The following is a 24,463-nucleotide window of genomic DNA, read 5'->3' on the forward strand; positions in this document are numbered from 1 at the left end:
ATGGGACTTCTGGTTTCGTTTCTGACCGTGCTCTGGATGCTCGCCTGCGGATACTACGGGCTTCGCGGCAACCTGCGCGGCTTTCTCTGTGCGCTGGCGGCCGGGTTGGCGCCGCTGGCACTGGTCCTGACGTTGGTGCTCGGGGCGGGCCCGACCGAAACGGTCTTCGCCCAATCGCTGGCCTCGGCCTTCCTTTTCGCCATCGCCTCCGGGCTGACCGGACACCTGCTGTCGCGCCTCGCGCCGTGGCGCCGGTCGTGAGCGGCCTGCCGCAGGTTCGCGGCAGGCTGACCCCCGGCAAGCCGCTCAGCGAACTGACCTGGCTGCGGGTAGGCGGCCCGGCGGACTGGTTGTTCCAGCCGGCCGATCTGGAGGATCTGCGCGCCTTCCTGCGCGACCTCGAACCGGCGGCCGAGGTCTTTCCCATCGGCGTCGGATCGAACCTGATCGCGCGCGACGGCGGCATCCGCGCCGTGGTGATCCGGCTGGGACGCGGGTTCAACGAAATCACGATCGACGGCGATCGCGTGATCGCGGGGGCCGCGGCGCTCGACGCGCATGTGGCGCGCAAGGCGGCGGATGCGGGCATCGACCTTACCTTCCTGCGCACCATCCCGGGCACCATCGGCGGCGCGGTCAAGATGAACGCGGGCTGTTACGGCACCTACACCGCCGACGTCCTTGTCTCGGCCCGGGCCGTGACCCGCTCCGGCGAAGTGGTCAATCTTGGGCCCGACGATCTGAAATTCGCCTACCGTCAGAGCGCACTCCCCCAGGACTGGGTGCTGACCGAGGCCACTTTCGCGGGTCCGGCAGGGGAGCCGGATGCGCTGCACGCGCGCATGGAGGAACAACTGGCCAAGCGCGACGCGACGCAACCCACCAGGGATCGCAGCGCCGGGTCGACCTTCCGCAACCCGGCAGGGTTCTCGTCGACGGGGCGCGCGGACGACGTGCACGACCTCAAGGCCTGGGCGGTCATCGACAAGGCCGGACTGCGCGGTGCGCGCAGGGGCGGCGCGCAGATGAGCCCCAAGCATCCCAATTTCCTCGTCAATACCGGCGAGGCGACGGCCGCCGATCTCGAGGGGCTGGGCGAGGAAGTGCGAAAAAAGGTTTACGATTCCAGTGGCATCACGCTAGAATGGGAAATCATGCGCGTCGGCGAACCGGCGGCTGAACAATCGACCGGAAACCGGCGAAAACCATAAAGAAAAGGGCCGCAAAAAGGTCCGGGCAGAGAAGGCACCAAGGTGGGTCAGTCGAGCAGGACACCCCCGAAAGTGGCGGTATTGATGGGCGGCGCGTCCGCCGAGCGCGAGGTGTCGCTGTCGAGCGGACGATCGTGCGCAGCCGCCTTGCGGGACGAAGGCTACAACGTGGTCGAGGTCGATGCCGGCCCCGACCTGTCGCAGGTTCTTTCCGACCTCGCGCCCGACGCCGTGCTCAACTGCCTGCACGGGCGCTGGGGCGAGGACGGCTGCGTCCAGGGCCTTCTGGAGTGGTTGCGCATCCCCTATTCGCATTCGGGCGTGCTGGCCTCCTCGCTGGCAATGGACAAGCAACGCTCGAAGGACGTGTTCGCCACGGCCGGGCTGCCGGTGGTCGAGAGCATCATCGCGCCGGCATCCGAGGTGTGCGCGCGCCACGTCATGACGCCGCCCTATGTCGTCAAACCCAACAACGAGGGCTCGTCTGTCGGCGTCTACCTCGTGCACGAGGAAGCCAACGGGCCGCCGCAACTCGACCCGTCGATGCCGGATACCGTGATGGTCGAGGCCTTCGTGCCGGGCCGCGAGTTGACGACGACGGTAATCGGAGATCGGGCGCTGTCGGTGACCGACATCCTGACCGACGGCTGGTACGACTATGACGCCAAGTACAAGCCCGGCGGCTCGCGCCACGTCGTGCCTGCCGATATCCCGCGGCAGATCACCGACCTCTGCCTCGATTACGCGCTGCGCGCCCATCGGGCGCTGGGCTGTCGCGGAGTGAGCCGGACCGATTTCCGCTGGGACGAGGCGCGCGGGGTCGACGGGCTGATCCTGCTCGAGACCAACACGCAGCCGGGCATGACCCCGACTTCGCTGACGCCCGAACAGGCCCAGGCCGAGGGCATGAGTTTCGGCCAGCTCTGCGCGTGGATGGTGGAGGATGCCTCATGCGATCGCTGATCGGACGCCTGTCGCCCTCCCGCTCGGACCCGGCGCCGTCGCGCTGGTCCTGGCGCATGCAGCGCCTGATGCTCACGCCGGCCTTCCGGTTCTCGCTGCGTTTCGGCCTGCCGCTGGCGCTGGTTGTCGGAGCCATTACTGCATGGCTTTCGGATCCGGCCCATCGCGCCGAGGTCGCAGCCTTCGTGTCCGAGACGCGCGCAGCGCTCGAGGAACGCCCGGAGTTCATGGTCCAGATGATGGCCATCGACGGGGCCGGGGACGCGCTGGCGACGCAGGTCCGCGCCGCGGTACCGATCGACTTCCCGGTCAGTTCCTTCGACCTCGACCTGTCGCAGATCCGCGCCACGATCGCAGCACTCGACCCGGTGCGCGCTGCGGGCGTGCGGATCCGGCCCGGCGGGGTGCTGCAGATCGAGATCGAGCCACGGGTGCCGGCGGTGATCTGGCGCACGCGTACCGGCCTCACGCTGCTCGACGAGGGTGGCGCGCGCGTCGGGCCGCTTGCGCTGCGCGCACTCCGGCCCGATCTGCCGCTGATCGCCGGAGAAGGGGCGGACAAGGAGGTGCCGGAGGCGCTGGAACTGGCCGGAGCGGCGCTGCCGCTCGGCGGCCGGTTGCGCGGGATCGTGCGGATGGGCCAGCGGCGCTGGGACATCGTGCTCGACCGCGACCAGCGCATCCTGCTTCCCGAGATCGCGCCGCTGCAGGCGCTGGAACGGGTGATCGCAATGGAAGGCGCACAGGACGTGCTCAGCCGCGACGTGGCAAGGGTCGACATGCGACTTTCGGCGCGGCCGACGGTGCAGATGAACGAGAACGCCAGCAAGGACTGGTGGCAGATCAGGCAGGATTTGGGGCAGTGAGATGATGGATCTTTATTCCAGGCAGCGCAGTATGCGCAACATGCGCAAGATGGCGATGCAACGCGGCGTGATTGCGGTGCTCGACGTCGGCACCTCCAAGATCGCCTGCCTCGTCCTGCGCTTTGACGAATCCGGCCGCCTCGGCGAAGAGGGCGAGATCGGCTCGCTGGCTGGCCAGTCCGGGTTCCGCGTGATCGGCGCCGCCACCACGCGGTCGCGCGGTGTGCGCTTCGGCGAGATCAGCGCCATGCAGGAAACCGAACGCGCGATCCGGACCGCGCTGCAGGCGGCCCAGAAGATGGCCGGCATCCGCGTCGATCACGTGATCGCCTGCCTGTCGGGGGCCGAGCCGCGCTCCTACGGGCTCGACGCCAAGATCGACCTCGACGGCCAGACTGTCAGCGAAGAGGACGTGGCGCGGGTGCTGGCGCGCTGCGAGGTGCCGGACTACGGCGAAGGCCGGGAGGTCCTGCATGCACAGCCCGTGAACTTCGCCATCGACCACCGCAGCGGTCTGTCGGACCCGCGCGGACAGATCGGCAACGAGGTTTCGGTCGACATGCACATGCTTACGGTCGAGGCCACGGCGGTCCAGAACCTCGCGCATTGCATCAAGCGCTGTGATCTGGAACTGGCCGGGGTCGCCTCGTCCGCCTATGTCAGCGGCATCGCGGCGCTGGTCGAGGACGAGCAGGAGCTTGGGGCGGCCTGCATCGACATGGGGGGCGGATCGACCGGCGTGTCGATCTTCATCAAGAAACACATGATCTATGCCGACGCGGTGCGCATGGGCGGCGATCACGTCACCAGCGACATCTCGATGGGCCTGCAGGTCCCCGCCGACAAGGCCGAGCGGATGAAGACCTTTTACGGCGGCGTGCATGCCACCGGCATGGACGACCGCGAGCGCATCGACATCGGCGGCAACACCGGGGATTTCGAACACGACCGGCGCACGGTCAGCCGGGCGGAACTGATCGGAATCATGCGCCCGCGCGTCGAGGAGATCCTTGAGGAGGTGCGCGCGCGGCTCGATGCGGCGGGGTTCGATCACCTGCCGAGCCAGAAGGTCGTGCTGACCGGCGGCGGCAGTCAGATCCCCGGTCTCGACGGGCTGGCCAGCCGCATTCTCGGCCAGCAGGTGCGCCTGGGCCGTCCGCTGCGCGTGCATGGCCTGCCGCAGGCGGCAACCGGGCCGGGGTTCTCCTCTACCGTGGGCCTGTCGCTTTTCGCGGCGCATCCGCAGGACGAATGGTGGGATTTCGACATTCCCGCCGAGCGCTATCCGAACCGGTCGCTGCGCCGGGCGGTGAAATGGTTCAGGGACAACTGGTGACGAGGTAAATTCGGCGTAGTGACGCCTGCGGAAAGCCGTGCTAACTTATCCACAAGGTCCCGAAGAGACCCGCCGGGCAGGCTGAGCAGTTTGCCTTAAAATTGAACGAATCTCCCGTCAGGATGGCGGTGCCGTGTGATGGCGCGCTTCCCAGATACAGGTGGCGTGTGTCCGCGATCCACTATTGGTTGACGTCTAGGCACGATGTTGCCTAGACACGGGAAAAATACGCCCAGATTTTGCGGTTTCAGCGAGATTTCGGGATGACGGATGCAGTGTGAGCGGCTAAGATTGGCCAATTATGCGAAAAAAGGCCCAGGCAGATGGGCGGACAGACATACAGGCGGACACAAAATGACTCTGAACCTTTCGATGCCCGGTCATGACGAACTGAAGCCCCGTATCACCGTGTTCGGGGTTGGCGGTGCGGGCGGCAATGCCGTCAACAACATGATCGAGAAGCAGCTGGACGGCGTCGAGTTCGTCGTTGCCAACACCGACGCCCAGGCGCTGCAGCAGGCGCAGTGCGAAAACCGCGTGCAGCTCGGCATCAAGGTCACCGAAGGTCTGGGTGCCGGTGCTCGCGCCACCGTCGGGGCGGCCGCCGCCGAGGAAAGCATCGAACAGATCGTCGATCACCTCGCAGGCGCGCACATGTGCTTCATCACCGCCGGCATGGGCGGCGGCACCGGGACGGGTGCCGCGCCGATCATCGCGCAGGCGGCGCGCGAGTTGGGCGTTCTGACTGTCGGTGTCGTGACCAAACCCTTCCAGTTCGAGGGCGCCAAGCGGATGCGCCAGGCCGAGGACGGCGTCGAGGCGCTGCAGAAGGTCGTCGACACGCTGATCATTATTCCGAACCAGAACCTGTTCCGGCTCGCGAACGAAAAGACCACCTTTACCGAGGCCTTCTCGATGGCCGATGACGTGCTCTACCAGGGTGTGAAGGGCGTCACCGACCTCATGGTGCGCCCGGGCCTGATCAACCTCGACTTCGCCGATGTCCGCGCGGTGATGGACGAGATGGGCAAGGCGATGATGGGCACCGGCGAGGCCGAGGGCGAGGATCGCGCCATCCAGGCGGCCGAAAAGGCAATCGCGAACCCGCTTCTCGACGAGATTTCGCTGCGCGGCGCCAAGGGCGTGCTGATCAACATCACCGGCGGCCACGACCTCACGCTCTTCGAACTCGACGAAGCGGCGAACCGCATTCGCGAAGAGGTCGACCCCGAAGCGAATATCATCGTCGGCTCGACTTTGGACACGGACATGGGCGGCACGATGCGCGTCAGCGTCGTCGCCACCGGCATCGATGCGACCGACGTGAACACCGAAATGCCGGTGCCGCGCCGCTCGATGTCCGCGCCGCTGAAGCAGACCGTGGCCGCCGAAGAACCCCAGGACGCTCCGGCCGACTACGACGAACCGGTCGTGGCCGAGGTGGCCGAAGCCGCCGAAGAGCCGTCGCTCTTCACCGGTCTCGACGCACGCGAGGAGGTATCGGAGAACTACGAGGAGGTCGCGGCCGACGACGATCTTCCGCCGCCGGCCTACCAGCCCAAGGTCGCGGCCTTCGAGCCGCGCCGCGAAGAGCATGAAACCGAGGCCGAGACCTTCGTCGCGCCCCGCGCCCCGACGCCGGGCACACCCTCGCCCGAAGCGATGGAACGCCTGCGCCAGGCCGCCGCCAAGGCTGCCCCGCAAGGCATGCAGCGTCCGCAGCCGCAAGAGCCCTCGGGTGCGGCCGGCGAGCGCAAGAGCTTTGGCATCAACTCGCTGATCAACCGCATGACGGGCCATGCCGAAGGCGCCGGGCGCGAGCGTCCGCAGGCGGCCGTTCGCCAGCAGCCGCCGGTCCAGAACCGGGCGACACAGGCGGCGCCGCAGCCGGTCGATCACTCCGATCCCGAGCAGGAAAAGATCGAGATTCCGGCTTTCCTGCGGCGTCAGGCGAACTGATCCGTTCACATTTGACGACAGACGGGTCGCCATCAGGCGGCCCGTTTTTCTTTTGATGGCAAAGGCTTGTACGGAGACAGGCGCCAATCCGCCAGATTGTAACAAATGTATTTCAGTCGGTTGCAAAGATTGAGTTGAGGCCCAAAGGCCCTCTCCCTAACTGTCTGTCGCAACAAGGGTAAAACCCGACAGGCGTGTGAGGTCATGGTGCAAACGACGATTAAATCCCCCATCAGCTTTTCCGGCAACGGCTTGCATTCCGGCCGTCCGGCGACGCTGACGATCCGTCCTGCGATGGCAGAGCACGGGATCTGGTTCTCGCGCACCGACGTCATGGTGGGCGACCGCCTGATCCCCGCGCGTTGGGACGCGGTGAACCGTTCGCCGCTCTGCACGCGGCTCGAAAACGCGTCCGGTCTTTCGGTTTCGACGGTCGAGCACCTGATGGCGGCCCTTGCCGGCTGCGGTGTGCACAACGCGTTGATCGAAATCGACGGACCCGAGGTGCCGATCCTCGACGGATCGTCCGCGCCCTTCGTGCGCGCCATCGTTCAACGTGGGCTGCGCAAGCTCGACGCACCGGTGCGCATCTTCGAAGTCGCGAAGACCGTTACCGTGTCCGAAGGCGAGGCCAGTGCGACCCTGGCTCCGGCGGACACGCTGCGCATCGATTTCGAGATCGATTTCGCGGACGCCGCCATCGGCCGGCAGGCGCGGTCGCTGGTGATGAACAACGGCAGCTTCGCCCGCGTCCTGTGCGACAGCCGCACCTTCTGCCGGCAGGCGGACGTGGACGCGATGCAGGCGAACGGTCTGGCGCTTGGCGGCGAGCCGGGCGTGAACGCGGTGGTCTTCGACGGCGACGCGGTGGTCAGCCCAGGTGGTCTGCGCCACGCGGACGAACCGGTGCGCCACAAGATGCTCGACGCTCTGGGCGATCTGGCGCTGGCGGGCGCCCCGCTGGTCGGGCATTACACCGGCATCCGTGCGGGTCATTCGCTGACCAATACATTGCTTCGCAAGCTCTTCGCCACACCGGGCGCTGTGCGCATGGTCACATGCGACGCGGCGACAGCGGCACGGCTGCCGGGGTACGGATTGATCTGGGACGAGATCCCGGCCGTCGCCTGATCCCCGCAGCATGTCACCGAAACAACGGTCGACCCGTACGCGCGGCACGGTGCCGCAGTGCCGTGCGCCGGGTGCAACCTTTCGCGCACAGGCGACGGCCAAAGGATCCGACGGCCATTTTGCCACGGAAACTATTGTGCTAGGACCGGGGCAAGCGTACCCATGCACGGCGTACGGAGTTCAATGATCGAGGGTGGCAGGGAATGAAGCTGGCTGGGTCCCGGATTCGGGTGATCGGTGCCGTCGTTCTCGTCGCCACGCTGGCCGCCTGCGGGGGCAGCGACCGTCCGCGCACAGGAGGCTTTTTCGGCGGCGAGGAGATTCCGCTGGAGAATTTCTCGGCCCGCCAGATCTTCGAACGCGGCGAGTACGAGCTGAACCGCAACCGCCCCTCGGACGCGGCTTTCTACTTCGCCGAGATCGAACGGCTCTATCCCTATTCCGACTGGGCCAAGCGCGCGCTGATCATGCAGGCCTACGCCTATCATGAGGACGAGGACTATCCCAACAGCCGCTCCTCGGCGCAGCGTTTCATCGATTTCTATCCCGACGACGACGATGCCGCCTACGCGCAATACCTGCTGGCGCTCAGCTACTACGACCAGATCGACGAGGTCGGCCGCGACCAGGGCCTGACATTCCAGGCGTTGCAGTCGCTGCGGGACGTGATCGAACGCTACCCGGACAGCGATTACGCGCGCTCGGCGATCCTGAAGTTCGACCTCGCATTCGACCATCTCGCGGCGAAGGAAATGGAGATCGGGCGCTACTACCTGCGCCGCGATCACTATACTGCAGCGATCAACCGGTTCCGCGTCGTGGTCGAGGACTTCCAGACCACCTCGCACACGCCCGAGGCGCTGCACCGCCTGGTCGAGGCCTACCTGTCGCTGGGGCTTGTCGCCGAGGCCCAGACCGCCGGTGCGATCCTGGGCTACAACTACCAGTCCACCGACTGGTACCAGGACAGCTACAAGATGCTGACCGGGCGCGGGTTGAAACTGGAAGCGACCGGTGACAACTGGCTGAGCCAGATCTACCGGCAGACGGTCCAGGGGCGCTGGTTGTAACCTTGCGCCCGTCCGGACCTTCCGCGACCTTCTGACCATGCTGCGCAGCCTCGACATCGCGGACATGCTGATCATCGAACGTCTGGAGCTCGAGTTCCAGCCGGGTCTGAACGTGCTGACCGGAGAGACCGGGGCGGGCAAGTCGATCCTGCTCGACGCGCTGGGGTTCGTGCTGGGTTGGCGTGGGCGGGCGGACCTTGTCCGGCAGGGGGCCGAACAGGGTGAGGCGGTAGCGGTCTTCGACCTTTCGCCCGGTCACGCCGCGCATGCGATCCTGGACGAGGCCGGGCTGCCGGGCGGCGACGAGCTGATCCTGCGCCGGGTCAACACGGTCGAGGGTCGCAAGACCGCCTGGGTCAACGACCGGCGCTGTTCGGGCGACGTGCTGCGCAGGCTGGGCGACACGCTGGTCGAACTGCACGGCCAGCACGACGACCGGGGATTGCTGAACCCGCGCGGGCACCGCGCCATCCTCGACGCCTTCGGTGGGCTCGACACCCTGCGCGCAGACGTGCGCGCGGCCTGGACCGCGCGGCGCAAGGCGGGCGAGGCGCTGGCGGCGGCCGAAGCCGCGATCCGCGACGTGCGCGCCGAGGAAGAGACCCTGCGCGACTGGGCCGAGGAACTCGACAGGTTCGATCCGCAACCCGGAGAAGAGGCAGACCTCGACGCGCGGCGCCGCCTGATGCAGGGCGCGGAAAAGATCCGCAATGACGTGGTGCGCGCCCACGAGGCGCTGGGCCAGAACGGGGCCGAGACCGCGATGTCGGACGCGCTGCGTTGGCTCGACGGGGCGGCAGCCGGGGCCGATGGGCATCTCGACGAACCGATGGAGGCGCTGGCCCGGGCGCTGGCCGAGCTCGACGCGGCAAGCGACGGCATTGCGCGGGCAATCGACGCGCTGTCCTTCGACCCCGACGAACTCGACGGTATCGCCGACCGCCTTCTGAGCCTGCGCGAACTTGGCCGCAAGCACCGCGTGGCGCCGGACGAATTGTCCGCCGTGGCTGACGATCTGCGCAGCAAGCTCGCCGCACTCGATGCGGGCGATGCCGATCTGGCGCGGTTGCGCGCGGCACTGGCCGCGGCCGAAGCGGACTACGACGCCGCGGCGGAACGGCTCGGGACAGCGCGGCACGACGCGGCCACCCGGCTCGACGCGGCAGTGCGCGCGGAACTTGGCCCGCTCAAAATGGAGCGCGCCGAGTTCCGCACCGAGATCGTGCCCGAGGCTCCGGGGCCGGACGGTCGCGAAGCCGTGGCCTTTACCGTTGCCACCAACCCCGGCGCGCCCTCCGGACCGCTCAACCGGATCGCCTCGGGCGGCGAACTCAGCCGGTTCCTGCTGGCGCTCAAGGTCTGTCTTGCGCAAGGGCAGGCGGGGCTGACGATGATCTTCGACGAGATCGACCGCGGTGTCGGCGGCGCGACGGCCGACGCTGTCGGGCGCCGTCTGGCCGCGCTGGCCGCGGGCGGGCAGGTGATCGTCGTCACCCATTCGCCGCAGGTGGCGGCCCTGGGCGCGCATCACTGGCGGGTCGAAAAGCGCGTAACCGGCGAGACCACGACCTCGACGGTGGTTCCGCTGGCCCCGGCCGATCGGGTCGACGAGATTGCGCGCATGCTGTCGGGCGACACGGTGACCGATCAGGCGCGGGGCGCGGCCGAGGCGCTTCTCGCAGGCTGAGCGCGGCCGCGCCGGGCCTTTTCCCCGCGCCGCGACTGGCCTAGACAGGGAGACGGGGACGACAGGATCCGATGGCCGACCGCGCGCGCACCTATTTCTCCGAACAGCTGACACTCGCCGTGACTTCCTGCCGCGACGGGCTGCAGGTGCTGCGCCATCGCGGGCCGAGCCAGATCCAGTTCTGGTTCATCGCGCTGGCCGTCGGCATCGGTGCGGGCTTCGCGGCGCTTTTCTTCCGCAAGGGGATCAATGCGTTACAGGCGTTCGTCTACGGCACGCAGGACGTCCAGCGCCTGCACAGCTTCGCTTTGTCGCTGCCGTGGTACTGGGTGCTGTTGGTGCCGATCTGCGGTGGCCTGCTCACCGGCATCATCCTGCACGTCTTCACCCGCGACGGGCGAGTGCGCTCGGTCGCGGACGTCATCAAGGGGGCAGCGCTCAAGGACGGGCGCGTCGAGCCCAAGGCGGGCCTGGCCTCGGCGCTGGCCTCGCTGATTACGCTCAGCACCGGCGGCTCGACCGGGCGCGAGGGGCCGGTCGTCCACCTTGCCGCGGTGATCTCGACCTGGGTCAACCGCCGCATTCATGCCGACGGCATCACCGGGCGCGACCTACTGGGCTGCGCCGTCGCCGCCGCCGTCTCGGCCAGCTTCAACGCGCCCATCGCCGGGGCGCTCTTCGCGCTCGAGGTGGTGCTGCGTCATTTCGCCGTGCATGCCTTCGCCCCCATCGTCATCGCCTCGGCGGCCGGAACGGTGATCAACCGGCTGGAATTCGGCGGCGTGACCGAGTTCATCTTGCCGGCGGGCGAGCTGCGATTCTACGTCGAGCTGCCCGCCTTCCTGATCCTCGGCCTGATCTGCGGGCTGGTCGCCGCCTTCTTCATGCGCTCGATCTTCTGGGCCGAGGATTTCGGCACCTTCGTCCAGAACCGCGCCCGCATTCCGCGCTGGCTGCGTCCAGCGATCTCGGGCGCGATGCTTGGCGGGTTGGCGATCTGGTTCCCGCACATCATCGGCGTCGGCTACGAGACGACCTCGCTGGCCCTGACCGGCGAGTTGGTCCTGCGCGAGGCGATCGTCTTTGCGGTGCTGAAATGCGTGGCTGTCGCGATCACCATGGGCGGCCGCATGGGCGGCGGCGTCTTCTCGCCCTCGCTGATGATGGGCGCGCTCTGCGGGCTGGCCTTCGGGATCGTCGCCACCGCGGTTTTTCCCAACGTCTCGGGGTCGGCCAATCTCTACGCCCTGGCGGGCATGGGGGCGGTGGCGGCCGCCGTGCTCGGCGCCCCGATCTCGACCACCCTTATCGTCTTCGAGATGACCGGCGACTGGCAGACAGGGCTTGCGGTGATGGTTTCGGTCTCGCTTTCCACCGCACTCGCCTCCCGGCTCGTGCATCGCAGTTTCTTCCTGACCCAGCTGGAACGGCAGGGCATCCATCTCGCCGCCGGACCGCAGGCCTACCTGCTGTCTCTGTTCCAGGTCGACAAGATCATGCGCCCGCCCGACCACCCGCTTGCCGCGGACGAGGAGGTCTGCTGGCAGATGATCCGCGACGGGGTCTACATCGACGCCGCGGCGACGCTCGAGGTCGCCATGCCCACCTTCGAGGCGCAACCGACGCGATTCATCCCGGTCGTACGCCTCGTCGGCGAGGACGCGCCACCCGAACTGCTGGGCGCGCTGTTCCATGTCGATGCGCTCAAGGCCTACAACCGGGCGCTGGCCGCGACCGCGGCCGAGGAACACTCCTGAGGCCTCAGATTTCCTCGACGGTCACGTCGTCTCCGGTCACGAAGGCGAGATAGCCCTTGATCCGCGCCATGTCGGGCAGGGGATCCTCGTAGGACCAGACGGCGTTCTCCAGCGTCCGGCTCTTGGTGACGACGTTGAAATAGCTCGCATCCCCCTTGTGCGGGCAATGCGTCGACTTGTCGGTGCGGTCCAGGAAGGCCATCGCGATGTCGTCGCGCGGAAAGTAGATCACCGGCGGATAGTCGCCCTCGACCAGTTCCAGTGCCGCGCTGCTCTCGCCCAGTACCGCGCCGCCGGCGCGCACCGACCATATGCCGTCCGCCTTGGTGATCGTGATATGATCGGCCATTCCATCCCCCTTGCGATTGCCAAGAACCGTCGCGGCCAAGCATGACAGGACCGTGACAGACGCGCCTCAGATCGGCGCGGTCGCGGCATCCAACCACGTTTTCGCAGGCTCCGATAGACGTGGCCCGATCTTTTCCGCGACCTCCGCGTGATACGCGTTCAGCCAGTCGCGCTCGGCCCGTGTCAGCAACTCCGGCACGACCAGCCGGCGGTCGACCGGCACGAAGGTCAGCGTGCGCCAGTCGAGCATGTCGCGGTGATTGTCGCCGCCGGGCAGGGGGTCTGCCCTGCGGCAGACAACGAGGTTCTCGATCCGGATGCCGAAGGCGCCCTCGCGGTAATACCCCGGCTCGTTCGACAGGATCATGCCGGGTTCCAGCGGTACCGTGCTGATCCGGCTCAGCCGCTGCGGGCCCTCGTGCACCGACAGATAAGCCCCGACGCCGTGGCCCAGCCCGTGGTCGAAATCCTGGCCCGCGAGCCACAGCGGCATGCGACCCACCGCCTCGATGTCGCGCCCGGCCAGCCCCTCGGGCCAGCGCAGCCGGCTCATCGCGATCATGCCCTGCAGCACGCGCGTGAAGGCGTCGCAGGCCTCTGGCGGCGGCGCGCCGATGGCGATGGTCCGGGTGATGTCGGTGGTCCCGTCGAGGTACTGTCCGCCGCTGTCGATCACGATCAACTGGCCGTCCTGCAAAGGCGCGTCGGTCTCCTCGGTCACGCGGTAATGCATGATCGCGCCATGTGGTCCGGTCCCGGCGATGGTCTCGAAGCTGATGTCCTGCAGCGCATTGTCGCTGCGCCGCAGGCCTTCGAGCTTGGTCACGACCTGTGTCTCGGTGAGGCTGTCTGGTGCCTGCGCGTCGAGCCACGCCAGAAGCTCGACCACAGAAGCCCCGTCGCGCAGGTGTGCCGCGGCGCTGCCTTCGATCTCGGCGGCGTTCTTGCGCGCCTTCGGCAGGGCGCAGGGATCGGTCGAATACACCGGATCCGCCAGCGCCTCGGCCACGATCATCGGCACGGTCTGCTTGTCGACGCGGACAGGACCGTCGAGTGCGCCAAGTGCCGCGATGAAGTCCTGCGGTGCGTGCACGGTCACATCCGGGCCGAGATGGTCCCTAAGGCCCTCGAGCTTCGCATCCGCCATGAAAAGCTCAACGCGGCCATCGGCGTGCAGCACGGCAAAGCCCTGGGCGATCGGGTTGCGCGGGATGTCCGCGCCTCGGATGTTCAGAAGCCAGCAGAGCGAATCCGGCAACGTGATTGCCGCCGCCACCTGGCCCGCATCGACAAGCTCGGCGCCCAGCCGGGCGCGCTTGTCGTCATGGCGCTCGCCCGCGAACTCGAGCGGGTGAACGTTCGCAGGTTCCATCGGTGGCTCGGGCTGGTCCTCCCAGATCCGGTCGACGAGGTTCGCCACCGCCCGCATCTCGATGCCGCTGCCCGCAAGGCTCTCGGCCAGCGCCTCCATCTGACCGACCGAGTGCAACCAGGGATCGAACCCCACGACACCGCCTTCGGGCAGGTGCTCGCGCAGCCATGCGCCCAGCGACACGTCGGGCCAGGGCACGGGCGTGTAGCAGGGCGCGACCTGTGCCTTGACCTGCGTCCGGTAGCGCCCGTCGACGAAGACACCCGCCACCGCCCGCAGCGCCGCGCAGAATCCGGCCGATCCGGTGAAACCGGTCAGCCAGGCCAGGCGCTCGTCATGGGCGGCGACGTATTCGCCCTGATGCGCGTCGGCGCGCGGCACCAGGAATCCGTCGAGCCCCTCGGCCTCGAGTTCGGCCCGCAAGGCATCGAGCCGCGGCGGCCCCTGTTCCGGGCGTGCGGTGACCGCGAAGGACTGAAACATGCAGCGTTCCCCTGCTTCTCTGGTTGATAAATATCCCCGCCGGAGGCAGGCCAGTCTAGCTGGCCTTCCGGATCCCCATGATCCGGGCCCGCGCCCGCGGATCCTTGTCGAAAAGCGCCGCCAGCTGCTCGGTCATCGCCCCGGCCAGCTGGTCGACGTCGGTGATCGTGACCGCGCGGTCGTAGTAGCGCGTCACGTCATGGCCGATGCCGATCGCCAGCAGCTCGACCGCCTTTCGCTTCTCGACCATTGCGATCACGTCGCGCAGGTGCTTCTCGAGGTAGCTGGCGGGATTCACCGACAGGGTCGAATCGTCGACCGGTGCACCATCCGAGATCACCATCAGGATCTTGCGCGCCTCGGCCCGCCCCAGCATCCGGCGGTGCGCCCATTCCAGAGCCTCGCCGTCGATGTTCTCCTTCAGCAGGCCTTCTTTCATCATCAGCCCGAGGTTCGTGCGGGTGCGCCGCCAGGGCGCGTCGGCGGACTTGTAGATGATGTGGCGCAGGTCGTTGAGCCGGCCCGGCTGCTGCGGCCGGCCCTCGTTGAGCCAGGCCTCTCGGGCCTGTCCGCCTTTCCAGGCCCGCGTCGTGAAGCCGAGGATCTCGACCTTGACGTTGCAGCGCTCGAGCGTGCGCGCGAGCACGTCGGCGCAGATCGCAGCGATCGAGATCGGCCGGCCGCGCATCGAGCCGGAATTGTCGAGCAGCAGCGTGACGACCGTGTCGCGGAACTCGGTGTCCTTCTCGACCTTGAAGGACAAGGGCGTCGTCGGGTTCGCCACGACCCGCGCAAGGCGCCCGGCGTCCAGAATGCCCTCCTCGAGGTCGAATTCCCAACTGCGGTTCTGCTGCGCCTGCAGGCGGCGCTGCAGTTTGTTGGCCAGCCGTCCGACGGCCCCTTTCAGCGGTTCGAGCTGCTGGTCGAGATACGCGCGCAGGCGTTCCAGCTCGACAGGTTCGGCGAGATCCTCGGCATGGATGATCTCGTCATGGTCCGACAGGAACACCAGGTAATCCGGATCGGCCTCCGAGGCGGGTTGCGGGGCAGGGGGCTCGAGTGGCGCCTCGCCCTCGGGCATCTCGGCCTCCTCGCCCAGTTCTTGGTCGGCCATGTCGTCCATCGACACCTGCGCTTCGGCGGCGTCCTGCTGCTCGTCCTGGGACTGTTCGGGCGAGGCGTCGGCTTCGTCTTCCTGGTCGTCCTGTCCGGTGCTGTCGGGCTCTTGGTCTTCCTCGTCGCCGTCCTCCGCCTCGTCCTGCTGGTCCTCGTCGATCTCGTCGGGATCCTCGCCCAGCTGGTCGCCATACCCGAGGTCCGAAATGATCTGCCGGGCGAATTTCGCAAAGGCGGCCTGGTCGTCGAGCGTGCCCTGCACATCGTCCAGCGTGCCGCCCGCCTGGTCCTCGATGAAGCCGCGCCACAACTCCATCGCGTTCCGGGCACCCGCGGGCATGTCGCGCCCGGTGGCGAGGTGGCGGATGAGGTAGCCCGCCGCCACCGACAGCGGCACGTCCGAGGACTGCCGCACCTGGTCGTAGCCCTTTCGCATCGCCTCCCAGGCGATCTTGGCGTCGATGTTCTGCGCGGTGCCGGGCATGTCGCGCGCGCCCATCGCCTCGCAGCGCGCCGTTTCCATCGCTTCGTAGAGATCGCGCGCCATTTCGCCCTGCGGCTGGTACCGCGCATGGGTCTGGCCGTTGTGATAGCGCCGGTGCAGCGCCAGAGCGTCGGCCGTGCCGCGCGCCAGCAGCACCTCGTCGCGGGTCATCCGGCGGCTGACCTGGGGCAGGCGCATCGCGTCGCCGGACATGCCCGCGGGATCGACCGAGTAGCTGACGTTGAGCTCGGCATCGTGCGCCATGACCTTGGTCGCCTCGGCAAGCGCCTTCTTGAACGCGTCGGCCGGATTGTCGGACTGCTTCATGGCTGCGAGCCTCGTGTGGCGGATGTCGTAGGTCTGGCGCAGGTTTCGCAGCTTTTGCAGGCAGGGTCAAAGGGGCGCAGGAGACCCCGTCGCGGGACCCGGTCGGCGTGTTTTCGCCCATCGCGCGATTTCCCCGAGGGAACCGCCGTCGGGGATGCGCAGTTACTCCGGCACATCCCGAAGCGCGGTGCGAAGCAGTTTCGCCCGCGGACTGAGGACTTGGAAAGGAGACCCGAGATGAGCAATTTCATGCAACAGACCAGCCGCCTGGCTCTTGTGGCCCTGCTGTCGACCGCACCAGCCTATGCGTTCGCGCAGACGGCCACCGACGAGGCCACCGAAGAGCCTGCCGCCGAGGCGCAGGTCGAAGGCGATGCCACGGCAGAAGTCGAGGGCGACGCCGAGATGCCGGCCGCCGACAGCGAAACGGCCGAAGCACCTGAAGCCGACACCGAAATGCAGGAGACCGACAGCGCCGAGGCGCCGGTCGAGGAAGCGCCCGCGGCTGATGCAACGGCCGAAGCTCCTGAAGCTGACGTGGCACAGGACGGCATGGCGACCGAGACCGCCGAAGCCCCCGCGGAAGAACCTGCCAAGCCGGTCGAAGGCCAGATCGTGATGCAAAGCGAAAGCACGATTCTCGCGGAAGATCTGATCGGCTCGAACGTCTACTCGTCCGCGGGTGAAGACGTCGGCGAAATCGACAACCTGATCATCAGCCTCGAAGGCGCGGTCGAAGGTGTCGTCATCGGTGTCGGAGGCTTCCTCGGCATTGGCGAGAAAGATGTCGCCATCGGCATGGACAGCTTCTCGACCACGACCGACGACATGGGCAACGTGCGCCTCGTGACCTCGGCCACCAAGGCCGACCTCGAAGCCGCCGAATCCTTTATCACGGCCGCTGACCAGGCAGCGCAGGCCGCCGCCCAAGCGCCCGCGGCCGATCCGGCCCTCGGTACGGGCACTGCCCCGGCAGCCGACGGAAACTGATCGCACCTCAGAAGGTGCAGGGCCGCCCCGGTCTCGGGGCGGCCCATTTTTTTTAAATGATGTTTGATGCGTGCCCGAGTATCGCGGGCTGATACCGGTTTGAGGCCGACGGTCGATCAGCCGAGGCTGACGTTGGCCGCGCTCTCGGGCAGTTCCTCGTCGAAGAGGCGCTGGTAGAACTCGGCCACGGTCTGGCGTTCCAGCTCGTCGCACTTGTTGAGAAACGACAGCCGGAACGCGTACCCGATGTTGCGGAAGATCTCGGCGTTCTGTGCCCAGGAGATCACCGTCCTTGGACTCATCACCGTCGAAAGATCGCCGTTCATGAAGGCGGTCCGGGTCAGGTCCGCGACGGTGACCATCTGCTTGATGGTCTTGCGGCCCTTCTCGGTGTTGTAATGCGGGTTCTTGGCCAGAACGATTGCGGTCTCCGCGTCGATCGACAGGTAGTTCAAGGTCGCCACCAATGACCAGCGGTCCATCTGGCCCTGGTTGATCTGCTGGGTGCCGTGGTACAGTCCCGTCGTGTCCCCAAGACCGACCGTGTTCGCGGTGGCGAAGATGCGGAAATGCGGATGCGGCGTCAGCACCTTGTTCTGGTCGAGCAACGTCAGCTTGCCGTCGACTTCGAGAACCCGCTGGATCACGAACATTACGTCGGCCCGTCCGGCGTCGTACTCGTCGAAGACGATGGCCGTGGGATTGCGCAGCGCCCAGGGCAGGATGCCTTCCTGGAACTCGGTGACCTGCTTGCCGTCCTTTAGCTTGATCGCGTCCTTGCCGATCAGGTCGATGCGGCTGATGTGACTGTCGAGATTCACGCGCACCGTGGGCCAGTTAAGCCGCGCCGCGACCTGTTCGATATGGGTCGACTTGCCGGTGCCGTGATACCCCTGGATCATGACGCGGCGGTTGTGCGAGAACCCGGCGAGAATGGCGAGCGTGGTGTCGGGGTCGAACTTGTAGGTCGCGTCGAATTCCGGCACGCGGTCGGTGCGCTCGGCGAAACCCTTGACGACCATGTCGGTGTCGATGCCGAACTCTTCCCGGACCGAGATCTCCTCGGTCGGCTTCACCTTGATATCGAGTCCGCCGTCCGCCATCGCCTTCCTGTCCTTGCTCATTTTGCTCCCTTTCGGAGGCACGTGTTCGCGCGCGCCGTGGTGCAACATATCGCGGGCAGGCGCAAGGGAAAGGCGGCACTGCCGCCGGACCAGAGGGTGTCAGTCCTTGAAGTTGCGGCTCACCTTGATCTGGTCCCAGGCCCAGACGACCTGCTGGAGCTGTTCCTCCTGGCTGCGGTCGCCGCCGTTCATGTCGGGGTGCAGCACCTTGATCAGCGCCTTGTAGGCCTTGCGCGCCTCGGCCTTGGTCCAGTGATCCTGACCTTCGAGGATCTCGAGCGCGCGGCGTTCGGTCGGCGGCAGGCGGCGGCCGCCGCCATTGGATTTGCGCCCGGGGTTCTGGGTGCCGTTCGCGCCCAAGACCTGGTGCGGGTCCTCGATGCCGAGCCGCGCCCATGCGCGCTGCTCGGGGTCGCCGAGCGGTTTCGTGGCGCGTTCCCAGACCTTGTCCTTGGACATCTGCGCGTTCATCTCGGCTTCGGTCGTGCCGTCGAAGAAGTTCCACTTGAGATTGTACTCGCGCACGTGCTTCTGGCAGAACCAGAAGAAATCGTCGAGGACGTCGGGCGCTTTCGGCGCGCGATACTTGCCGGCCTCGTTGCAGCCCTCGTGATCGCAGACCCGGGTCGACGTCTCCGACGCACCGGACATGCCTCGGCGTCCGCGCGGGTTCTTCTTCTTGGCGGAAGACACGGACATGTCGAATCCGAAGGGATCAGGCTTGGGCATGTTTGGAACCTTTCGACTCAAGGCCAGTCAGTTTAAACTCTGCGGCGCAGGTTTGAAGGGGGCAGGTGAAAAAAATGACCAAGACACAGCAGATTGAAGATCGCCTTCGCGATGCGTTCGCGCCTCGGGTGCTGGAGGTTGTGGACGACAGCGAACGCCACCGCGGACATGCAGGTTACACGGACGGGGGCGAAAGCCATTTCAATGTGGCGATAAGGGCCGAGGCCTTCAAGGACATGAGCCGGATCAGGCGGCATCGTGCCGTTCACGAGGCACTGGGTCCAGACCTGATGAGCCGGATCCACGCGCTGTCGCTCGACATCGGCGAATGACGCGGGCGGGTTAGTCGCCCGGCTTGCGGAAGCTGCGGCTCGCCACCAGCTGCTTGAGCGACGAGGTGACGCCCGAGACGTCGCTGGCTTCTTCGACCCCGTTGTCGCGCAGCATGCGCGAGGCACCCGCGCTCTGCGACGGGTCCGACCGGGTCGACAGGTCCGACGTGTCGTCCTCTTGCACGCTCTCACCCTCGGGTTCGGTCGCGTCCTGCTGGGCCTCTGGCGCCGCCAGCAGCGCCGGTTCGTCCGGAAGCGCCTGTACCGCGCGCTCGCGCCGGAACACCAGCACGTTGCGCCACTCGGTGGTCGTCGAAGCGAGGCCGGAGCGTTCGAGCGAGGGCAGTGTCTCGGCGCGCTGATACTCCCAGCCGGCGGCCCCCATGCGGTTCATCAGGTCTTCCAGCGCATAGGAAAACCGCGCTTCGGGGGTCTTGATGCCCTTGGCCTTCAGGCCCTTGGCGGGCGCAGGTACGACGCGGTATTCGAAGCTTGTCATGGATCCCCCGGGGACGGTTGAGGCCTGCTCTATAGCAAGGGGTTTCAAGGCGGGGAAGGGCAATGCGGCGCGGTCGGTACGTCATCTCGCGTTGCGCGTGGAACCGCAAATGACTTGCGCGACACGCGCCCGCGGTTGTGACGAGGCGACGTCCGACCGCCAGAACCAGCGCGGCGGTGCGCGTGACGGTCAGCCCGCGAGCTTGCGCGACACGATTTCGTTCACGGCTTTGGGGTTGGCCTTGCCGCCGGTCGCCTTCATCACCTGGCCCACGAACCAGCCTGCAAGCTTGGGGTTCTGCTTGGCCTTCTCGACTTGGGCGGGGTTGGCGGCGATGATCTCGTCCACCGCGGCCTCGATCGCGCCGGTGTCGGTCACCTGCTTCATGCCGCGTTCCTCGACGATCACCGCCGGGTCGCCGCCCTCGGAATAGACGATCTCGAAGAGATCCTTGGCGATCTTGCCCGAGATGTCGCCCTTCTGGATCAGGTCGATGATCGCACCGAGTTGCACGGCCGAAATCGGGCTTTCGGTGATGTCGTGATCTTCTTTCTTGAGCCGGCCGAAAAGTTCGTTGATGACCCAGTTCGCGGCCATCTTTCCGTCGCGGCCCGCCGCCACCGCCTCGAAGTAGCCCGCCGAGGCGAGATCGGCGGTCAGCACCGAGGCGTCGTAGTCCGACAGGCCGAAATCGCCGATGAAGCGGGCCTTCTTCTGGTCGGGAAGCTCGGGCAGGTTGGCCGCGATGTCGTCCACCCAGCCCTGCTCGATCTCGAGCGGCAGAAGGTCGGGGTCGGGGAAATAGCGGTAGTCATGCGCCTCTTCCTTGGAGCGCATCGAGCGGGTTTCGTTGCGGTCCGGATCATAGAGCCGCGTCTCCTGATCGACGATACCGGCGGCTTCGAGAATGCCGATCTGACGACGCGCCTCGTAGTCGATGGCGGCCTGGATGAAACGCATCGAGTTCATGTTCTTGATTTCGCAGCGGGTCCCGAGATGCGAAAAATCCTGGGTGGCCTGGTACTTTTCGTAGTCTCCCGGACGGCAGACCGACACGTTGACGTCTGCGCGAAGGTTGCCGTTCTGCATGTTGCCGTCACAGGTGCCGAGATAGCGCAGGATCTGGCGCAGCTTGACCACGTAGGCTGCGGCTTCCTCGGGTCCGCGCAGGTCGGGGCGCGAGACGATCTCCATCAGCGCGACGCCGGTGCGGTTGAGATCCACGAAAGACATGTTCGGGTCCATGTCGTGGATCGACTTGCCGGCGTCCTGTTCGAGGTGAATGCGCTCGATCCGCACATGGCGCGCGGTCCCGTCGCCCATCTCGACCAGCACTTCGCCCTCGCCGACGATGGGGTGGTAAAGCTGGCTGATCTGGTAGCCCTGCGGCAGGTCCGGGTAGAAATAATTCTTGCGGTCGAAAGCCGAGGTCAGGTTGATCCTGGCCTTCAGACCCAGCCCGGTGCGCACTGCCTGCTCGACACAGAATTCATTGATCACCGGCAGCATGCCGGGCATCGCCGCGTCCACGAAGGCGACGTTGGCGTTGGGCTCGGCCCCGAAGCGTGTCGAGGCTCCCGAAAACAGCTTGGCGTTCGAGGTGACCTGGGCATGGACCTCCATGCCGATGACGAGTTCCCAGTCGTGCGTGGCCCCGGAGATCACCTTGGGTTTCGGCGTGTCATATGTCAGGTCGAGCATGGCGGAGTCCCGGTCAGTCTGGCGATTGCCGCGGTCATAGATCAGCGGACAGTGTGGGGCAAGGGCATCGGCCGGTACGGCCTTCGGTCTGGCGGCAGGGCGTCGATCCGCGTCGCTTGCTCATGCAAACGCAGCTTCGAAAAGCGGGTGGGACGTGCCGGACCCGACCCCTGCTAGCCGGTGCCGGTGTCCGGCTGTGGCAGCTCCGACCACTTGAGCCGCGCGACGCCCTTGATGCACCCGTGCAACTGGTGCCGTTCGATCAAGCGGCTTTCGATTCCGAAATCGGGCGCGATGGATACCGCCAGAAGCCTGTCGAACTCCTGCGCGAAGTCGATCCGGAGGAGCCGCGGCTCGGCGTAAGGCGCGATGCAGGCGATACGTAAGGTGGTGTCCTGCCGGTCCCGGTCGAGGCTCAGGCCATGCGCCACCACGCCATGCAACTCGGCCAACGCCTCGTAGACCGGCAGGTGCCGGCCCGTGGCCTCGTGGTAAAGCTTCGCGGTCTGCAAGAGCGCCCGGTAGGCTAGGCGCACCCTGGCGTCCGGATCGACCTCCGGCGCGATCTCGCCGGGCTCCGCTGTCCCTTGTCGGCGATACCAGTCGATCCAGTCGCCGCTGTCCCAATGTACGGCGTCCGTCGGTATTTCCCAGCTTTGCGGGGGGCCTGCGATCATCGGCTCAGACCGGTCCGGACACCGGACCCTGCTCGGTGAACCGGATCTGCTGGCCGGCGGCGATCTCCGAGGTGAAATGGTCCGCGAGAAAATCCAGCGCCGCGCGCCGCTCGGCCTCGGCCTGGCGCGGCGTGAGACGCCCGGCAGCAGCGCCGCGCCGCTCTTCCAACCAGACGTCGGGGTGAAGTTCGCGCAGGTGATCGCGCACGATCCAGTCCGCGCAGGCGGCGATGCGCGCGCGATTGGCGTCGGCGCGCGGCGACGGCGACGGCGCGTCCGTGCGCAGGGTGGAGAGCGCCGCAGCGAACAGATTGACCGTGGTCTGCGAGGGGTCCCGGGCGAGGATGTCGCGCAGGCCGTCGATGAAGAAATCCACGTCGAGTGCTGCGCAGGCCGCGTCGTCGATCCGGATCGCGTCGAGCATGACCCAGGTGTATCCGCCTTCGCCCCAGCGCGCGCGGGTCCGCGCGGCGCAGCGCACGGCCTCGCGCTCGAGCGTGTCGCGCGCGCCGAAGGCCGTGGGCAGTAACTGGCGCCCGAGCGAGCGCATCGGGGCCGGGTTGTCCATGTCGAGGTCGATCAGGGTCTCGTAGTCCGGCACCACGCGGTGGCGCGCATCCACACGTCCAGCAAGAAGGCCGCAGGTGGCGGCGGCGACCAGCGGCGCACCGATTGCACGGGCCTCATGCGGACGCAGCAGCGCCTCGGCGCGTTCGAAGTGCCGTGCCGCGAGAACCGCGCGCCGCTTGCGGAACAACCGCCGCGACGTCTTGGCGCGCGCAGCATCGACATGAGCCACGGCGAGAACGGCGGCCAGCATGGGATCGTCGACGGTCCGCGCGAACAGCGCCCGCAGGTGAGCGTCGCGTGCGCTGGGTCCGCGCCGCTGGATGCGGTCCAACCGGGGTGCGAGATGACGCCGTGCACCTTGTGCCAGAAGCTCGGCCTTGGGTTTGCCGCCGGGCGTCTTGTCGCGCGCCGCGTCGCAGTCGGCCAGTCTTTCGGATAGCCGGTGCCACTGCCCCTGCGCGGCAAGCTGGTGGCCTTCGTCGCGCAACACGTCACGCCTGCGCGCCTCGGCACACGGATCGGCACAGGCGATGTGAAGGGCTCCGGACGGCGCGCGCCGGGTGTTGATCTCGGCAAGCCAAGACAGGCCTGCGCCCACGCGCGACCGTCTCCGTCGCGATGTCGAAATGTCGTGGTCCGGGAAGGAAATGCTCGCGCCTTTGAAAAAATGTGTCATGTCATAACTCGTTAACCTTGGATGCCCAAAGGGATCGCCTTTTTCTTGGGCGCAAACGTGGCGGGCGGGCGTTGAACTCGCGCCCATTGGTGCGCGCTGGCCGACAATGCGGGCAGATTGTCCACGAATCCGGGAATAGGCCGCGCGGTTTCGACTTGAGCACGAAGTCGCTCCCGCGAGGGTTATTCGCGCCGCCGCGGCCTTCAGTGCTCTTGTCACGGCAGAGAATCACCGGTCTTATTCCGACCCATGCGCCTGTTTTGCCTGCTCCTGCTCCTTTGGCCCGCGGCTCTCGTCGGGGCGACCGCGGTCGCCGGCCTGGCGGCACCGGCAGAGGCGCCGGAGCCGGATGTGGTGACCGCGGTCACGCCGTTGGCGCTCGATGCGCATCGCGACCTTCCGCGCCCGCCGGCGATCCGGCCGCTGCCGCCACCGCCGCCGCCCGAGGCCAAGCCGCTGCCGTCGCACCTGCCCAAACCGCCCGCGCGCGAGGTCGGCTTGCCCCAGACCCGCTGGAGCCATATGGCCGAACACGCGCTGTGGAACCGGGTGGCGATCTCGGCACTCAAGGCGCATGGCCGGCCGCTGACCGACACCATCCCGGACGACATCGGCGAATGGTGCCCGCATTACCCGCAGGCCACGACACGCCAGCGCCGGGCGTTCTGGGTCGGCATGATGTCGGCGCTGGCCAAGCATGAAAGCACCTACCGGCAGGGCGCCGTCGGCGGCCGCAACCAGTGGTTCGGTCTGTTGCAGATCTACCCCGGTACCGCGCGCAGCTACCGCTGCAATGCGCGCTCGGGCGAGAGCTTGCGCCGGGGCGGAGCCAATCTCAGCTGCGCGGTGCGCATCATGGCGCGAACGGTGCCGCGCGACGGGGTGATCGCGGCCAAGCGCGGGCGCTGGATGGGCGTCGCGGCAGACTGGGCGCCGATGCGCGTGACCTCGAAGCGCCGCGACATGCAGGCCTGGCTGCGCAAGCAGCCTTATTGCGTGGCGGTCAAGACGGTGCGCCCGCGGATGCGACCGGGTGATCCGTCGTCGGGCTGAGA

The 24,463-nt window shown here is 67.1% G+C and carries 22 protein-coding genes; 13 read left to right on the forward strand and 9 right to left on the reverse strand.

Annotation, left to right across the window (positions count from 1 at the left end):
- From R5H30_RS05650 to R5H30_RS05695, 10 genes are all read left to right on the forward strand, one after another.
- The gene (locus tag R5H30_RS05650; protein ID WP_318327099.1) at positions 1–261 is read left to right on the forward strand and encodes a hypothetical protein; all 261 of its coding nucleotides are present in this window, start codon (positions 1–3) and stop codon (positions 259–261) included.
- Positions 258–1,211 carry a UDP-N-acetylmuramate dehydrogenase gene (gene murB / locus R5H30_RS05655; RefSeq protein ID WP_318327100.1) on the forward strand — a complete coding sequence of 318 codons (954 nt, stop codon included), beginning with the start codon at positions 258–260 and terminating at the stop codon, positions 1,209–1,211. The genes R5H30_RS05650 and murB overlap by 4 nt, the downstream gene beginning before the upstream one ends.
- Positions 1,212–1,295: 84 nt before the next feature.
- On the forward strand, positions 1,296–2,174 hold the full coding sequence (locus R5H30_RS05660; RefSeq protein WP_318327724.1) for a D-alanine--D-alanine ligase: 879 nt from the start codon (positions 1,296–1,298) through the stop codon (positions 2,172–2,174).
- Positions 2,162–3,040: a cell division protein FtsQ/DivIB gene (locus tag R5H30_RS05665; protein WP_318327101.1), complete on the forward strand. Its 879-nt coding sequence runs from the start codon at positions 2,162–2,164 to the stop codon at positions 3,038–3,040. Before R5H30_RS05660 ends, R5H30_RS05665 begins: the two co-directional genes overlap by 13 nt.
- A gap of 1 nt (position 3,041) precedes the next feature.
- Positions 3,042–4,376 carry a cell division protein FtsA gene (gene ftsA / locus R5H30_RS05670; protein ID WP_318327102.1) on the forward strand — a complete coding sequence of 445 codons (1,335 nt, stop codon included), beginning with the start codon at positions 3,042–3,044 and terminating at the stop codon, positions 4,374–4,376.
- A gap of 354 nt (positions 4,377–4,730) precedes the next feature.
- Positions 4,731–6,335: a cell division protein FtsZ gene (gene ftsZ, locus R5H30_RS05675; protein WP_318327103.1), complete on the forward strand. Its 1,605-nt coding sequence runs from the start codon at positions 4,731–4,733 to the stop codon at positions 6,333–6,335.
- A 207-nt stretch (positions 6,336–6,542) separates the two neighbouring features.
- Entirely contained in the window at positions 6,543–7,466 is a 924-nt protein-coding gene (gene lpxC, locus R5H30_RS05680) for a UDP-3-O-acyl-N-acetylglucosamine deacetylase (protein ID WP_318327104.1), read from the forward strand.
- A 203-nt stretch (positions 7,467–7,669) separates the two neighbouring features.
- The gene (locus tag R5H30_RS05685; protein ID WP_318327105.1) at positions 7,670–8,536 is read left to right on the forward strand and encodes an outer membrane protein assembly factor BamD; all 867 of its coding nucleotides are present in this window, start codon (positions 7,670–7,672) and stop codon (positions 8,534–8,536) included.
- A 37-nt stretch (positions 8,537–8,573) separates the two neighbouring features.
- Entirely contained in the window at positions 8,574–10,223 is a 1,650-nt protein-coding gene (gene recN / locus R5H30_RS05690) for a DNA repair protein RecN (protein WP_318327106.1), read from the forward strand.
- 71 nt (positions 10,224–10,294) lie between these two features.
- Entirely contained in the window at positions 10,295–11,980 is a 1,686-nt protein-coding gene (locus R5H30_RS05695; RefSeq protein WP_318327107.1) for a chloride channel protein, read from the forward strand.
- A gap of 4 nt (positions 11,981–11,984) precedes the next feature.
- Here R5H30_RS05695 and R5H30_RS05700 read toward each other — a convergent pair whose 3' ends face one another.
- From R5H30_RS05700 to cobT, 3 genes are all read right to left on the reverse strand, one after another.
- Positions 11,985–12,329, reverse strand: a complete 345-nt coding sequence (locus tag R5H30_RS05700) for a DUF427 domain-containing protein (RefSeq protein WP_318327108.1) — start codon at positions 12,327–12,329, stop codon at positions 11,985–11,987.
- Positions 12,330–12,395: 66 nt separating this feature from the next.
- Positions 12,396–14,183: an aminopeptidase P family protein gene (locus R5H30_RS05705; RefSeq protein ID WP_318327109.1), complete on the reverse strand. Its 1,788-nt coding sequence runs from the start codon at positions 14,181–14,183 to the stop codon at positions 12,396–12,398.
- A gap of 55 nt (positions 14,184–14,238) precedes the next feature.
- Positions 14,239–16,110 carry a cobaltochelatase subunit CobT gene (gene cobT / locus R5H30_RS05710; RefSeq protein ID WP_318327110.1) on the reverse strand — a complete coding sequence of 624 codons (1,872 nt, stop codon included), beginning with the start codon at positions 16,108–16,110 and terminating at the stop codon, positions 14,239–14,241.
- Between the two features lie 237 nt (positions 16,111–16,347).
- Between cobT and R5H30_RS05715 the strand changes: the two genes are divergently transcribed.
- Positions 16,348–17,100 (forward strand): PRC-barrel domain-containing protein, encoded by a 753-nt coding sequence (locus R5H30_RS05715; protein ID WP_318327111.1) that lies wholly within the window; start codon positions 16,348–16,350, stop codon positions 17,098–17,100.
- Positions 17,101–17,216: 116 nt separating this feature from the next.
- Here R5H30_RS05715 and cobS read toward each other — a convergent pair whose 3' ends face one another.
- Both cobS and R5H30_RS05725 read right to left on the reverse strand, forming a co-directional pair.
- Positions 17,217–18,203: a cobaltochelatase subunit CobS gene (cobS, locus tag R5H30_RS05720; RefSeq protein ID WP_318327726.1), complete on the reverse strand. Its 987-nt coding sequence runs from the start codon at positions 18,201–18,203 to the stop codon at positions 17,217–17,219.
- A gap of 120 nt (positions 18,204–18,323) precedes the next feature.
- Positions 18,324–18,953, reverse strand: a complete 630-nt coding sequence (locus R5H30_RS05725) for a DnaJ domain-containing protein (protein WP_318327112.1) — start codon at positions 18,951–18,953, stop codon at positions 18,324–18,326.
- A gap of 74 nt (positions 18,954–19,027) precedes the next feature.
- Here R5H30_RS05725 and R5H30_RS05730 point away from each other — a divergent pair, with 74 nt between their 5' ends.
- Positions 19,028–19,285: a BolA family protein gene (locus tag R5H30_RS05730; RefSeq protein WP_318327113.1), complete on the forward strand. Its 258-nt coding sequence runs from the start codon at positions 19,028–19,030 to the stop codon at positions 19,283–19,285.
- A 10-nt stretch (positions 19,286–19,295) separates the two neighbouring features.
- On the opposite strand, the gene R5H30_RS05735 is transcribed toward R5H30_RS05730, so the two are convergent.
- The 4 genes from R5H30_RS05735 to R5H30_RS05750 all read right to left on the reverse strand — a co-directional run bounded on the left by R5H30_RS05735 (position 19,296) and on the right by R5H30_RS05750 (position 23,408).
- On the reverse strand, positions 19,296–19,784 hold the full coding sequence (locus tag R5H30_RS05735) for a DUF4177 domain-containing protein (protein WP_318327114.1): 489 nt from the start codon (positions 19,782–19,784) through the stop codon (positions 19,296–19,298).
- 189 nt (positions 19,785–19,973) lie between these two features.
- The gene (gene gatB, locus R5H30_RS05740) at positions 19,974–21,485 is read right to left on the reverse strand and encodes an Asp-tRNA(Asn)/Glu-tRNA(Gln) amidotransferase subunit GatB (protein WP_318327115.1); all 1,512 of its coding nucleotides are present in this window, start codon (positions 21,483–21,485) and stop codon (positions 19,974–19,976) included.
- A 173-nt stretch (positions 21,486–21,658) separates the two neighbouring features.
- Positions 21,659–22,162 carry a hypothetical protein gene (locus tag R5H30_RS05745; RefSeq protein WP_318327116.1) on the reverse strand — a complete coding sequence of 168 codons (504 nt, stop codon included), beginning with the start codon at positions 22,160–22,162 and terminating at the stop codon, positions 21,659–21,661.
- Between the two features lie 4 nt (positions 22,163–22,166).
- On the reverse strand, positions 22,167–23,408 hold the full coding sequence (locus R5H30_RS05750; protein ID WP_318327117.1) for a hypothetical protein: 1,242 nt from the start codon (positions 23,406–23,408) through the stop codon (positions 22,167–22,169).
- 249 nt (positions 23,409–23,657) lie between these two features.
- On the opposite strand from R5H30_RS05750, the gene R5H30_RS05755 reads away from it, so the two are divergent.
- Positions 23,658–24,461, forward strand: coding sequence for a transglycosylase SLT domain-containing protein (locus tag R5H30_RS05755; protein WP_318327118.1), 804 nt, complete (start codon positions 23,658–23,660; stop codon positions 24,459–24,461).
- The last annotated feature ends 2 nt before the right edge of the window (positions 24,462–24,463 follow it).

Origin of the sequence: Roseobacter sp. FCG-D35 (assembly GCF_033436665.1) — a bacterium.
Lineage (GTDB): Bacteria > Pseudomonadota > Alphaproteobacteria > Rhodobacterales > Rhodobacteraceae > JAWQFO01.

Bases quoted from the DNA above. Each gene is read 5' to 3' on its own strand.
- R5H30_RS05650 (WP_318327099.1), top strand. From the start codon at position 1: ATGGGACTTCTGGTTTCGTTTCTGACCGTGCTCTGGATGCTCGCCTGC.
- R5H30_RS05660 (WP_318327724.1), top strand. From the start codon at position 1,296: ATGGGCGGCGCGTCCGCCGAGCGCGAGGTGTCGCTGTCGAGCGGACGA.
- R5H30_RS05665 (WP_318327101.1), top strand. From the start codon at position 2,162: ATGCGATCGCTGATCGGACGCCTGTCGCCCTCCCGCTCGGACCCGGCG.
- ftsA (WP_318327102.1), top strand. From the start codon at position 3,042: ATGATGGATCTTTATTCCAGGCAGCGCAGTATGCGCAACATGCGCAAG.
- ftsZ (WP_318327103.1), top strand. From the start codon at position 4,731: ATGACTCTGAACCTTTCGATGCCCGGTCATGACGAACTGAAGCCCCGT.
- R5H30_RS05685 (WP_318327105.1), top strand. From the start codon at position 7,670: ATGAAGCTGGCTGGGTCCCGGATTCGGGTGATCGGTGCCGTCGTTCTC.
- recN (WP_318327106.1), top strand. From the start codon at position 8,574: ATGCTGCGCAGCCTCGACATCGCGGACATGCTGATCATCGAACGTCTG.
- R5H30_RS05695 (WP_318327107.1), top strand. From the start codon at position 10,295: ATGGCCGACCGCGCGCGCACCTATTTCTCCGAACAGCTGACACTCGCC.
- R5H30_RS05700 (WP_318327108.1), bottom strand. From the start codon at position 12,329: ATGGCCGATCATATCACGATCACCAAGGCGGACGGCATATGGTCGGTG.
- R5H30_RS05705 (WP_318327109.1), bottom strand. From the start codon at position 14,183: ATGTTTCAGTCCTTCGCGGTCACCGCACGCCCGGAACAGGGGCCGCCG.
- cobT (WP_318327110.1), bottom strand. From the start codon at position 16,110: ATGAAGCAGTCCGACAATCCGGCCGACGCGTTCAAGAAGGCGCTTGCC.
- R5H30_RS05715 (WP_318327111.1), top strand. From the start codon at position 16,348: ATGAGCAATTTCATGCAACAGACCAGCCGCCTGGCTCTTGTGGCCCTG.
- cobS (WP_318327726.1), bottom strand. From the start codon at position 18,203: ATGGCGGACGGCGGACTCGATATCAAGGTGAAGCCGACCGAGGAGATC.
- R5H30_RS05725 (WP_318327112.1), bottom strand. From the start codon at position 18,953: ATGCCCAAGCCTGATCCCTTCGGATTCGACATGTCCGTGTCTTCCGCC.
- R5H30_RS05730 (WP_318327113.1), top strand. From the start codon at position 19,028: ATGACCAAGACACAGCAGATTGAAGATCGCCTTCGCGATGCGTTCGCG.
- R5H30_RS05735 (WP_318327114.1), bottom strand. From the start codon at position 19,784: ATGACAAGCTTCGAATACCGCGTCGTACCTGCGCCCGCCAAGGGCCTG.
- gatB (WP_318327115.1), bottom strand. From the start codon at position 21,485: ATGCTCGACCTGACATATGACACGCCGAAACCCAAGGTGATCTCCGGG.
- R5H30_RS05745 (WP_318327116.1), bottom strand. From the start codon at position 22,162: ATGATCGCAGGCCCCCCGCAAAGCTGGGAAATACCGACGGACGCCGTA.
- R5H30_RS05750 (WP_318327117.1), bottom strand. From the start codon at position 23,408: ATGACACATTTTTTCAAAGGCGCGAGCATTTCCTTCCCGGACCACGAC.
- R5H30_RS05755 (WP_318327118.1), top strand. From the start codon at position 23,658: ATGCGCCTGTTTTGCCTGCTCCTGCTCCTTTGGCCCGCGGCTCTCGTC.